The organism is Kineococcus anabasis (assembly GCF_054590795.1).
On sequence record NZ_BAAIHU010000010.1, the window covers coordinates 52,523 to 63,656 of the forward strand.

The following is an 11,134-nucleotide window of genomic DNA, read 5'->3' on the forward strand; positions in this document are numbered from 1 at the left end:
ACATCGGACGTCCAGCGGCTCGTGTCCTGACGTCGCGGGTGGAGAACGCGAACCGATCCGTCGGCGGCGATGACCAGATGCACCCGCCCTCTGTCGTCCTCTGCAACCGCAGGCAGCGGCCGGCCGACGCTGGCCGCGAAGGTGGCGGCAGTCCCGATGAGGTTGCGATGCACGCTCCGGCTACCTGCCTGCACGGCGCGACCATTCACATGACCCACCATGTCGTCGACCACTTTCAAGGTCAGCATGAGGGGGTCGTCCTTGAAGCGATGTCCTTTCATGCCAGATTCACCTCGTTCACTCGCCAGCCAGATTGCATGTCGTTGGTCAAGATGACGAACACGTCGTAGCTCGTGACCGCCCCGGCCCACCCGTCTCGCCCGGTTGGCGTGAGGTCCACCTGGTACTGACGGAAGGCTTGAACGCTGGTGTCCTCGGGCCGCTGGTCCAGGGCCTCGATGACCCTGGGTGTCGTCCACGCCTGGTGCTGTGCCCACTCGTTCCACTCCGCGCCTGGTGCGGCGACGGGGCGGGCTTCTTGAACAGCGCGAGCGAAGGAGGAGCTGAGCCAGGGCAGGGCACGCAGAGCCGCATCGTGCGGGCCGGTGTCGATGCTGGTGTCGTGGCTGTAGAGCGCCACCAGGGCCGCCTGGGCGACGGCATCAGGGTTGCTCATGTCCACCGAGCCCACGACGGGCTGGCTGGCGGCGGGACTTCCGGTGGTCCCCGAGGGCCTGGGGGAGGGGGTGAAGGCCGTTTCGCCGTCGACGGGGGAGCTGCTCGTGGGAGCACTGACTGCCCGCTCCCCGCTCGCTCCTCCGTCCCCGCACGAGGCGAGGGGCAGGACAAGTCCCAGCAGGGCGATGGGTGCGGCGAGACGCAGGGCCAGGGCGCGACGGGAGGTGCTCATCCGTAGCGAACCGCCTTCCATGTCATACGGCCCCAGTAGTTGGTCCTGAGGTTGGTGATCTGGACGGGCTTCCCGAAGGTGGGGGCGTGGATCATCTGGCCGTCCCCGAGGTAGATGCCGATGTGGTGGAAGAACGACGCACCGGGGTGGGCGAAGGCGATGGCGTCGCCTGGTTGCAGTTGCTCGCGGGGGACCGGGGTTCCCATGGTGCGCTGGATGTCAGCTCGGTGCGGAAGTTTGATTTTGCCTCCCGACGCCTGGTAGACGGCATGGAGGACGAGCCCGCTGCAGTCGAATCCGCCGCCGGTTGGGCCGAAGTAGTTCCCGCCACCCCACACGTAGGTCAACTTGTTGTTGTAGAGCATGGCGGTGTCCACGACTCGTCGCCCGAACTCCGAGGACGGGACCGCCCCGAGCGTGGGGATCGTGGGGTTGGCGAAGTCGGCGGCGTACTGCTTGATGCGACTGACGTAGGCGGGCGTCTCGCCGTTCTGCGGGATCCCGCCGGCCTTCCTCACAGCGCCCGGTCCGGCGTTGTAGGCCGCGAGCATCAGATCGGTGAGGTCGCCTCGGATGCGCCCCGATGCGATGTCGGGGGCGAGCTGGGCGGCTACCGCGCAGTCGTAGCGCGCTTGGGCCGGGATGGCATCCGCCGGATCGAAGGGGTCGGCTCGGCCGTCGCCGTTCTCATCCTTGCCGAAGCTGCGCCAGGTGCCGGGCATGAACTGCGCGATGCCCTGAGCCCCAACCGGAGACACGGCACGGGGGTTCCAGTTGGACTCCGCCTTGATCTGCGCGGCGATGATCGGCGCGGGCGCGGCCGGGCAGACCTGTCCGGCCGCTTGAACAAGGGCGGCGTACTGGGCAGGGACCGTTCCTGGTCGTAGCTGGGCGCCCGCTCCGATACCACCGGTTCCGCCTGCGGCTGCTGGATCGGAGGCGACGCCCATGATGACCGTGAGGCCAATGAGAGCTGCAGCACCTCCGGCAGCGGCGACGAGCGCGGCGGAGTTAGGCATCGGCGCCACCGACAGCCATCGTCCCTGACGCCAGGATCTGCCTGACCACCTGGGCGTGGATGCGGAACGTCCTGCCGAGCCTGATGGCCGGCAGGTGCCCTTGATGAATCCAGTCGTAGACCGACTGCCGCGAAACCTTGAACAGCGCCGCCACCTCCAGCACCGTCAGGACATCGTCGTCCAACGGACTGCGACCGGGTGGAGCGCCTGCCGTCATGACTGAGACGTCGCTTCCGGGTGCCTGACTCTGCGGCATGTCCACCACCTCTTCCTGCTCGCGCCCGCGGCGCTCTGCTCGGCTACCGGCTTGACTATACTGACAGGAACACGTCTAGTCTGTACTCACAGGAGCGAAGGCCGGGTAGTTCGAGCCGGCGGTTGTCGCTCACGATCGAAGGAGCACCCCGTGGACAAGGCGACGCACGGCGTCGTTCCGCCCGCTCCGGGCGGCACCTCGACCACCCCCGCACGGCTGTGGGCGTCGGCGCACAGGCGACTCAGCCCCGCCGGAGAGCGGCCGAACTCTGCCCTTCCTCAGCAGGAGGGGGCGGAGAGTTGGTACTGGCTCGGGACTCACGGCGGGGCGGGAGTTTCGACCCTCTCCGCGCTCATTTCTGGCGGTCGGGACGCCGAACGGCGGTGGCCCTCCGACCCGGCCGGCATCGGCGCCGTCGTCCTGGTGTGCCGGACCCATGCCAGCGGCTTGCTGCGTGCGCGCCAGGAGGTACATCGATGGGCATCCGGCGACGTCACGCCGGGCCTGCTCCTGGCTGGCGTGGTGGCCGTGGCCGATGCACCGGGCAGGCTGCCCCGCCCTCTGACGGAGGGGCTGCGGATGCTCTCGGGCATCACGCCGCAGGTGTGGCAGGTGCCGTGGCTTGACCACCTCCGACTGTCGGTCAGCCCGCCGACCGGCCCCCTCCATCCACAAGTGCAGAACCTCGCCAGCGACCTGCACCGCATCCGCCCGTCCCGAAGGGAAGCATCGTGATCATCCAGACCAGCATCGAAGCCGCAGGCATCGTCATGAACGCCATGCCGATGGCCGTCCCCAATCCGCCCGCGGAGCAGCCACCTGGCACCGAAGGGCTGCTGACCGCCCTCGGCTACTTCAAGTGGATCGTCACCGCCCTGGCCCTCGTCGGCCTGGGCTTGATCGCCGCCCAGATGATGATGGCCCACCGACGCGGGGAGGGCACTGAGATCGGCCAGGCCCTCGGCTGGTTCGTCGGGGGAACCAGCCTCTTCGCTGCGGGCAGCCAGATCCTCGACGTCCTCTTGTAGCGACGGACGCAGGAGGCAGGCTGTGACCATGACATCGCTGAGCCCCGACCCGACCCGAAGCAGCGCGAGCGACTCCCCGCAGTCGCCGTGGACCCGCCGGTGGTTCATCCTCTCGCTGGCTCTGCTCCTGGCACTGCTTGCCTCGACGGTCTTCCTGTTCGTGCGCGGGCCGCAGGAGTCGGTGCCGACGGAAGCGACTCCGCCGGTGCCTTCGAGCGCACCCGCGTCAACGGGTCCGTCGGCAGCTCCGCTGGACCAGACGGTGCCCACGGAGGCTCCTGCCGACGTGACCTGGGACATCTGGGAGACCGTGGCGCTGCCCTACTCCGCCAGCGCAGGACCTCGGCGAGTCGAGGGGGATGTGGCGAGTGGCTATGCCCACACGCCGACCGGCGCCCTCATCGCCGGAGCCCAGACCGCCGTTCGGGTGCGGGTGGCGCAGGACTGGGAGGGCGTCGTCAACGCATCGGTGGCGCCTGGTCCTGGGCGCGACGCCTGGGCGGCCACTCGTGGGCCGTTGACGCTGTCGCGCCCGAAGGCTGGAGACCTCGGCCAGATCGCCGGGTTCCAGTTCGTCTCCTACACGGAGGAGCAGGCCGTCATCCAGCTCGTCTCCAAGTTCGGCAACGGACAACTTCTCGTCGTCACGACGACGTTGGCGTGGGACGGCAGCGACTGGCGCCTCGTGCTGACGCCCGAGGGCGCACAGGCATCGAACGCCCAGACCATCCCGTCGCTCGTCGGATTCATACCCTGGGGAGGCATCTAGTGCCCGATCCGTGCGATCTGCCCGGCGCATCGACGGTGTGTGGCGCCGTCGGTGACGCTGCCCTCGGGGCAGTTGGTGCTGTGGCCCAGTCCGGCTTCGATGTCATCGCCAAGAGCTTCGCCGATGGAGCCGGCTGGATGACCAAGACGCTCTTGACCTACTGGACGTCGCTTCCGACACCGAACCCTTCAGGGCCCATCCAGGTCTTCGTGTCGGGGGCGACCCACTGGTACGTCGGGGCGTTGGCGCTGTTCTCGCTCACCCTGGGCAGCGCCCGGATGATGTGGCAGCGCGATGCTCAAGCAGGCGTCGACACCGCTGCCGCCCTGGTACGTCTTCTGCTGGTGACCGCCTTGGCCGTACCGATCATCACGGCCCTGGGGGCCGCCGGGGATCGGTTCTCTGCCTGGGTCATCGAGGAGTCGACGGGCGGAGCGTTCGGCGACAAGCTCCTCGCCCTGGTCAAGCTGGGCGACCTCGGCCCGGCCAACATGGGCTCGGCGATGCTCCTGATCTTCGGCGTCGTCGGGATCGTCGGCTCGTTCGTCCAGGTGTTCATGCTGCTCGTCAAGTCAGCTGTACTCCCGCTGCTCGTGGGGCTGCTGCCGTTGTCCTCCTCCTTCACCAATACGGAGATGGGCAAGCAGTGGAGCCAGAAGACCATCGCGTGGATCGTCGCACTGCTGCTGTTCAAGCCGGTTGCGTCGCTGGTGTACGCCGCGGTCTTCATCGGCGTCGGGCAGGGCGCCAACGCCACGCAGTTCGTGGGCAACATCATCCTGCTCTTCTTGGCTGCGCTGACCCTTCCGGCCTTGATGCGCGTCATCAGCCCAGTCACCACTGCAGCCAGCGGGTCGTCCGGCGGAGGGTTCGCCGCAGCAGCAACGACCGTCGCCGCTACGGGGGCACGCCTCTACAGCGAGCACCGCAGCCGTGGCGGCGGCGGTGCCGCACCCGGTCCCCAGCGGGGGCAGGCAGGGCTGGTGGGACCGAGCGGCGCCTCCAACACCGGCAGCGCCGGACAGCCGGGCAGCGCGGGCCCTGGCGGTCCTAGTGGTCCCGCCGGGCAGCCTGGACAGCCCGCCTCGCCTCCGCCGGCTCCCGCAGCACCCGGCGCGGCGCCTACCGCAGGCACAGGCGCCGGTGCCGGTGCAGGTGCCGGTGCAGGTGCAGGTGCCGGTGCCGGGGCAGGCGCGGGCGCGGGCGGAGGCGCAGCGGCAGGCGGCGCCTCCGGCGCTGGAGCTGCCACGCCAGTGGGAGCGGTCGTGCTCGCGGGCCTGGAGGTCGCCAAGAGGGCGAACGGCGCCGCGAAGGCCGCCGGTGAACATGGAATCGAAGGAGGACGGCCGTGAGTACCCACATGACCCAGGCATCCACGTTCGGCAACTGGCGACGGCAGCGGTCCGCCGGCCTCGGCCCGCTGGGCTTCGTCGGCACCGTGATCGCCTTCGTCGTCCTGGGCCTGGCCGTCCTGCTGTCCCTGGCGAGCCTCTGGGCCTCCGGTGTCGTGGTGCTCATCGGACTCTTCGTGCTGGCCCCCCTGGTCAGCGTCCGTCACGGACGCAACGGCTTCCAACGTGCTGCGGCAACCCTCACCTGGTGGTGGGGAAAGCGGACCCGCAGCGTGGTCTACCGCTCCGGGGTTCTGGGACGGCTGCCGCACACCCAACACACGCTGCCCGGTGTCGCCGCCCCGACGCGCTGCTACGAGGCTCAAGACGCCTTCGGTCGCCCGTTCGGCATGATCTACGTGCCCTACACCGGCCACTACAGCGCGGTCCTGCACTGCGACGCGGACGGCGCAGCCCTCGTCGACCAGGACCAGATCGAACGCTGGGTTGCCTCCTGGGGGAGCTGGCTCGCATTGCTCGGCCACGAGCCCAACCTGGCGGCCTGCACGGTGACGGTGGAGACCAGCCCGGACCCAGGGCACCGGCTCGCCCAGGAAGTGCGGCGTCAGGTCCGGCCGGACGCCCCCGAACTGGCCCGTCAGATGATGCAGGAGATCGCCGACACCTTCCCCAGGGGCTCGGCCACCGTCACCACCCGCATCCAGCTCACCTATAAGGCGACGACGGCCGCTGGGCGGCGAGACGCCGAGGCGATGGCCGTGGAGCTCGGGACCCGTATCCCGGCGTTGGCCGAAGGACTCGCATCCACCGGCGCCGGCGTCGCGACGCCCATGACGGTCTCCGAGCTCGCCGAGACGCTGAGGGGCGCCTACGACCCGGCGGCGGCGGCGGTCATCGAGCAGGCCAGGCTCGACTCGGAGGGCAGTGGACTCACCTGGGACAGCGCGGGCCCGGTCGCCACCGAGAACCACTGGGACAGCTACCGCCATGACTCCGGCACCTCCGTGACTTGGGAGATGGTCGACGCTCCGCGAGGGACCGTCTTCTCCAACATCCTCGGCCGACTGCTCGCTCCGCATCCCCGCCTTTCACGCAAGCGCGTGACGCTGGTGTACCGCCCCTTCGACCCGGCGGCGGCGACCGCCCGAGTCGAAGCCGACGTCACCAACGCGACGTTCGCCGCGAACCAGGAGAAGCCCGCCAAGGCCCGGACGTTGTCGGACCTGCGTGCAGCGACGCAGGCGGCCATGGAGGAGGCCAGCGGTGCGGGCCTGGAGCGGTTCTCCCTCCTCGTGACGGCGACGGTCCTCGACGCCGCCGATCTGGTCCGGGTGGTCCCAGAGATCGAGAACCTGGGTGCGGGGGCACGGCTCCGGCTGCGCCGCTGTTACGGGAATCAGGACGCGGCCTTCGCTGCGGGACTCCCGACAGGAATCGTCCTGCCGGATCACGTCCGAACCCCCGTCTTCTTGCGCGAAGCCATCTGAGCACGCACGCAGATCCGGCATCGGTGATGCCTGATTCCAGGGAATCGCCAACGGTTCCCGCCACGGCGCGAGCTTGAACGGCCCGGCCGTAGAACCCCTGAGACGACACGACACAGGAGGCGCAGTGAGCGCAACGAGAGCAACCAGCCTGGGTGAGGCGGGGCTTCGCGTCGAGCACGACAAGGCGCCGACTGTGTCCATCACCAAGGACCCGACGGTGCCAGCGCCAGCGACCTTGGCCACCGAGGTCGACGTCACGACCGCCGGCCTGCTCGACCTGTTCTACCGAGGACTCAACGACCCCACCGCTGCCGCTGAGGAGGTGCTCAAGGGAGGCGCCCGGCGTGGCGTCGATCGCCTCATGCAGCGCCTACCGTTGCGCAAGGGCGCCACCAAGCCCACCGCCCGTAAGGCGCCGCGACCGTCACCGCGAGGCTATGTCGGGGCAGGACGAGGACGCACCGTGCACGTCCCCTCGCCGCTGGAGTGGCGCGGAACGAGCGTGCAGGTGTGCGGCTTGTACCCCTTCTCGGCAGGCTCCGGCACGCCGATGGTCGGGGTGCCCATCGGCAAGCGAATCGAGTCGGGCGCCGCGACCGGAGAGACCGTCTGCGCCGATCCCGTCTCCTGGTTCCGTCGGACCAACCTCATCTCGAACCCCTCGGTGTTCGTCATCGGGCTCAACGGCCTGGGGAAGTCCACCTTCATCCGTCGGACCTGCCTCGGCATGGTCGCCAACGGCGTGCGCCCCCTTTTCCTGGGCGACCTCAAGCCGGACTACGTGGACCTCACCGAGGCCATTGGCGGTCAGGTCCTGCGGATCGGGCGCGGCGTCGGGGGACTCAACCCGCTGGACCCAGGCGCAATGGCGTGGGCTGTCCAGCGCTTGTCAGGCAAGGCTCGTGACGAGCTGCGCGCTGAACTGCGCGGTCGGCAGGCGACCACCATGAACGCGCTTCTGGAGGTCGTCCGCCGGGAGCCCTTGAAGGACTACGAGGAGTCGGCCGTCTCCGCTCTCATCGACGTCCTGGGCGACCGGCAGCAGGGGGTGCCCGTCGTCGCAGACATGCTCGAGGCGCTGCGGTCACGGCCTGAGGCCGTGCGTACCGCCATCCTCGACCGCGGCAAGGACGACATCTACGACCACCTGACGGAGCGTCTGGAGCGAAGCCTGATCGCCCTGCTCAAGGGCGCCTTCGGTGACGTCTTCTCCGGCAGCAACAGCGAGTCGATGAGCCTGGACGCGCCGGCCATCTGCATGGATACCTCCCGCATCAAGGACACCGACCCGCGACTGGAGGCCGCCGCACTGCTGACGTGCTGGTCGCACGGCTTCGGCACCGTCAGGGCCATGCAGGAGCTGGCCGACGCCGGAGTCATCCCGTGGGCGCACTACTTCGCTGTCCTCGACGAGCTCTGGCGCATCCTGCGCGCAGGCGTCGGCATGGCCGGGCGCATCGACGCGGTCACGCGACTCAACCGCCAGGAGGGCTTCGGCCAGGCGATGATTACCCACACGACGAAGGACTTCGACGCCCTGGAGCGAGCCGAGGACCGCGACAAGGCCCGCGGCTTCATTGAGCGGGCCGGCTACGTCGCGACATTCGGGGCACCACAGGCCGAGCTCGACTCCCTCAACCGCATCGTTCGCTTCTCCCAGGCAGAGCAGGCGCTGCTCACCTCCTGGGCGACGCCGTCGAGCTGGAGCACGAAGACGGGCCGCGCGAGCACTCGGATGGGGGAGGGGAAGTGCCTGCTCAAGATTGGGGAACGGCCCGGCATCCCCGTCCAGATCACGCTCACTGACTGCGAACGGTCGATCAACGACACCAACAAGCGCTGGGAGCTGGAGCGATGACGTCCGCCGGCTCCTCGGGTGGCGGGGGGCAGATCGCCCCCTGGGTCATCCCCGGCTGCCTCGGCGGCTTGCTGGTCGCCGACGCCTCCCTGTGGGTGGCTGGCGGCATCGTGAGCTTCGTCCGCGGCGAGGGGTGGGTCTCTGCGCCCTTCTCGATCACCTTGGCCATCCAGGCGGCCAAGGACGGCACGGCGACGTTCTGGCAGGGCGTGGCACCAACGGAGGTGTGGAGCGTCGCGGCGGTCCTACTGGTAGCCGCCCTGACGGTGGCGGCAGTTCCGGTGGTGCGCTGGTGGAGCCGGCGCCCCGGACCGGAGGACCCCCTGCGATCGCTGGCGCGGATGCAGGAGGTGAGGCACATGACCGCCAACGGACGCCGCCTACAGATCCGCGACCTCAGGCCGTCGCTGGCCGGCCGGGATCACCGCGACATTCCCGAGACGGAGGCCGGGATCGCCCTGGGGATGCTCAAGGGAACCAGCAGCAAGAAGGCTTGCCTCTACGCCTCCTTCGAGGACTCCTTCGTCGCCATCATGGCGCCTCGCTCCGGCAAGACCACTGCCTTCGCGGTCCCGCAGATCCTCAAGGCTCCCGGCGCGGTGGTGGCGACGTCGAACAAGGTCGACCTGCTGGCGGCAACGTCCCGGCTGCGGGCGGAGAGCACCGGTGAACGGGTGTGGGTGTTCGACCCGCAGCACATCGCTCACGCCACCCAGACCTGGTGGTGGGATCCCCTGGAGGGCCTGCAGACCGTGGAGGACGCCGAGCGACTCGCTGGGCACTTCGTGCTGACCGTGGATGACGAGAAGGCCAAGGACATCTGGGGGCCGGCGGCCAAGAGCCTGCTGGGCGCCCTCATCATGGCGGCTGCGGTCAGCGACCGCAGCATCCTCGACGTCTACGAGTGGGTGAACGACGAGGTCTCGCCCGAAGCGGTCAACATCCTGCGGGAGCACGGGTACCGCGCCATGGCGGACTCACTGGCGGGAACGCAAGGGCTTCCCGGAGAGACGAAGGGAGGTGTCTTCTTCACGGCTCGCGAAGCGACCGCCTGCCTGCGTAACCCGGACATCACCAACTGGGTCACCCCGCCCCAGGATCACGTGGACACCGTCTCGGGTGAGGTGACAGCAGCCGATCTGGAGGTCTTTGACCCCTGGTCCTTCGCCGCGAGCCGTCAGACCCTCTTCCTCTTGAGCAAGGACGGCGGCGGATCGGCCGGACCTCTGGTCGCCGCCCTGACCGACCGAGTCATGCGTTGCGCAGTGGCGTTGGGCGAGGAAGCCGGCGGGCGTCTGGACCCGCCCATGCTCGCCGTTCTGGACGAGGCAGCGAACGTGTGCCGCATCGCCGACCTCCCTGACCTCTACTCGCACTTGGGCTCCCGAGGGATCGTCCCCTGGACCATCCTCCAGTCCTACGCCCAGGGCGGTCGGGTCTGGGGCGAAGCCGGCATGAAGACCCTCTGGGGCGCCGCGACCATCAAAATCATCGGCTCCGGCATGGACGATGCGTCTTTCGCCTCCGACCTGTCTCGACTCGTCGGCGAGCACGACGTGAAGACCGTCTCGCGCACCTACAACGACGGCTCCTCGTCGCGCAGCGTCAGCACACGCCGCGAGTCCATCCTGCCCGTGAACAAGATCAGGAGTCTCCCCAAGAACACGGTGCTGCTGTTCGCCACCGGCATCACCCCGGCTCTGCTGACGTCCCTTCCCTGGTATCAGGAGAGCACCGCCGACCAGATCAAGGCCGAGATCGCCAGCTCCACCAAGACGACGACCGCAGCCGCCCGCGAACGCGCGATGCGTCGCCGGGCCGAGCGAGACGCCCGCCGATCGCAGAAGGGAGTCCGGACATGACGGAGAGCAGCACCAGCGACGGCGGCGACGGAGCGGTGAGCAGGCAGGAGCTCAGCGAGCTCACTGCCGTCGTCCGCGGCCTGTCGACCGGCCTGGAGCAGCTGGCCCGCGACGTCGAGGACCTGACCGACGCGATGCCGCAGCCTGGGCCGGAAAACCCGCCGGGGGAGAAGGCGCCAGGAAAGCCGGGCGCCGGGACAGGCGGCGGGAAGAAGGACGAGGAGGAGTTCGAGCCCTTCTACCCCTCCGTCGTCGCCTGGGTCGAGGGCTACTTCGCCCCGATGTACGCCCGAGCCCTGGGTCCGAACACCCGCTGGTGCGCCCGGTGGTGGGACCACGCCGAGGCTCACAGCCGACTCGACGCCCTCTGGCGGTCCTGGGAGACGCTGCGCCTGGACCCCTTCATGGGCATGGCCACCTGGTACCGCGACCACCTGGACTCCCAGCTCGGCGCGCTGCTCAACCCGGCCGGGCCCTTCGCTCAGTGCGGAGCCCGCCACAGCCCGCTCACGCCGCTTCCCACCGAGCCCTACGAGCCCACGGCCCCGTAGAGCCCACCGTCTCCCGGTCCGCCACGGCGGACCGGGCGTCGG

Annotated in this window: 11 protein-coding genes; 8 read left to right on the forward strand and 3 right to left on the reverse strand. The window is 69.3% G+C overall.

The genetic code is table 11. The features are described from left to right. Window positions 1–277: 277 nt before the first annotated feature. From ACYQBY_RS17560 to ACYQBY_RS17570, 3 genes are all read right to left on the reverse strand, one after another. Window positions 278–682 carry a hypothetical protein gene (locus tag ACYQBY_RS17560; protein ID WP_459645179.1) on the reverse strand — a complete coding sequence of 135 codons (405 nt, stop codon included), beginning with the start codon at window positions 680–682 and terminating at the stop codon, window positions 278–280. 224 nt (window positions 683–906) lie between these two features. Then, window positions 907–1,929, reverse strand: coding sequence for a C40 family peptidase (locus tag ACYQBY_RS17565; protein ID WP_459645180.1), 1,023 nt, complete (start codon window positions 1,927–1,929; stop codon window positions 907–909). Beyond that, window positions 1,922–2,185 (reverse strand): helix-turn-helix domain-containing protein, encoded by a 264-nt coding sequence (locus ACYQBY_RS17570; RefSeq protein ID WP_459645190.1) that lies wholly within the window; start codon window positions 2,183–2,185, stop codon window positions 1,922–1,924. Before ACYQBY_RS17570 ends, ACYQBY_RS17565 begins: the two co-directional genes overlap by 8 nt. A gap of 150 nt (window positions 2,186–2,335) precedes the next feature. On the opposite strand from ACYQBY_RS17570, the gene ACYQBY_RS17575 reads away from it, so the two are divergent. From ACYQBY_RS17575 to ACYQBY_RS17610, 8 genes are all read left to right on the forward strand, one after another. Continuing rightward, window positions 2,336–2,920, forward strand: coding sequence for a DUF6668 family protein (locus tag ACYQBY_RS17575; RefSeq protein WP_459645181.1), 585 nt, complete (start codon window positions 2,336–2,338; stop codon window positions 2,918–2,920). After that, on the forward strand, window positions 2,917–3,213 hold the full coding sequence (locus ACYQBY_RS17580) for a hypothetical protein (protein WP_459645182.1): 297 nt from the start codon (window positions 2,917–2,919) through the stop codon (window positions 3,211–3,213). The genes ACYQBY_RS17575 and ACYQBY_RS17580 overlap by 4 nt, the downstream gene beginning before the upstream one ends. A 28-nt stretch (window positions 3,214–3,241) precedes the next feature. Beyond that, window positions 3,242–3,982, forward strand: a complete 741-nt coding sequence (locus ACYQBY_RS17585; RefSeq protein WP_459645183.1) for a hypothetical protein — start codon at window positions 3,242–3,244, stop codon at window positions 3,980–3,982. An 80-nt stretch (window positions 3,983–4,062) separates the two neighbouring features. Further along, window positions 4,063–5,334 carry a hypothetical protein gene (locus tag ACYQBY_RS17590; RefSeq protein WP_459645184.1) on the forward strand — a complete coding sequence of 424 codons (1,272 nt, stop codon included), beginning with the start codon at window positions 4,063–4,065 and terminating at the stop codon, window positions 5,332–5,334. Further along, a complete protein-coding gene (locus ACYQBY_RS17595; protein ID WP_459645185.1) occupies window positions 5,331–6,821 on the forward strand; it encodes an SCO6880 family protein in 1,491 nt (496 codons plus the stop codon). The genes ACYQBY_RS17590 and ACYQBY_RS17595 overlap by 4 nt, the downstream gene beginning before the upstream one ends. 124 nt (window positions 6,822–6,945) lie before the next feature. Then, on the forward strand, window positions 6,946–8,679 hold the full coding sequence (locus tag ACYQBY_RS17600) for an ATP/GTP-binding protein (protein WP_459645186.1): 1,734 nt from the start codon (window positions 6,946–6,948) through the stop codon (window positions 8,677–8,679). After that, window positions 8,676–10,541 carry a type IV secretory system conjugative DNA transfer family protein gene (locus ACYQBY_RS17605; protein ID WP_459645187.1) on the forward strand — a complete coding sequence of 622 codons (1,866 nt, stop codon included), beginning with the start codon at window positions 8,676–8,678 and terminating at the stop codon, window positions 10,539–10,541. Before ACYQBY_RS17600 ends, ACYQBY_RS17605 begins: the two co-directional genes overlap by 4 nt. Beyond that, window positions 10,538–11,092, forward strand: coding sequence for a DUF4913 domain-containing protein (locus ACYQBY_RS17610; protein WP_459645188.1), 555 nt, complete (start codon window positions 10,538–10,540; stop codon window positions 11,090–11,092). The genes ACYQBY_RS17605 and ACYQBY_RS17610 overlap by 4 nt, the downstream gene beginning before the upstream one ends. Window positions 11,093–11,134 lie beyond the last annotated feature (42 nt).

What these genes read in the sequence shown, in the direction of transcription:
- ACYQBY_RS17565 (WP_459645180.1), bottom strand. Translation starts at nt 1,929, where the DNA reads ATGCCTAACTCCGCCGCGCTCGTCGCCGCTGCCGGAGGTGCTGCAGCT.
- ACYQBY_RS17570 (WP_459645190.1), bottom strand. Translation starts at nt 2,185, where the DNA reads ATGCCGCAGAGTCAGGCACCCGGAAGCGACGTCTCAGTCATGACGGCA.
- ACYQBY_RS17585 (WP_459645183.1), top strand. Translation starts at nt 3,242, where the DNA reads ATGACATCGCTGAGCCCCGACCCGACCCGAAGCAGCGCGAGCGACTCC.
- ACYQBY_RS17605 (WP_459645187.1), top strand. Translation starts at nt 8,676, where the DNA reads ATGACGTCCGCCGGCTCCTCGGGTGGCGGGGGGCAGATCGCCCCCTGG.
- ACYQBY_RS17610 (WP_459645188.1), top strand. Translation starts at nt 10,538, where the DNA reads ATGACGGAGAGCAGCACCAGCGACGGCGGCGACGGAGCGGTGAGCAGG.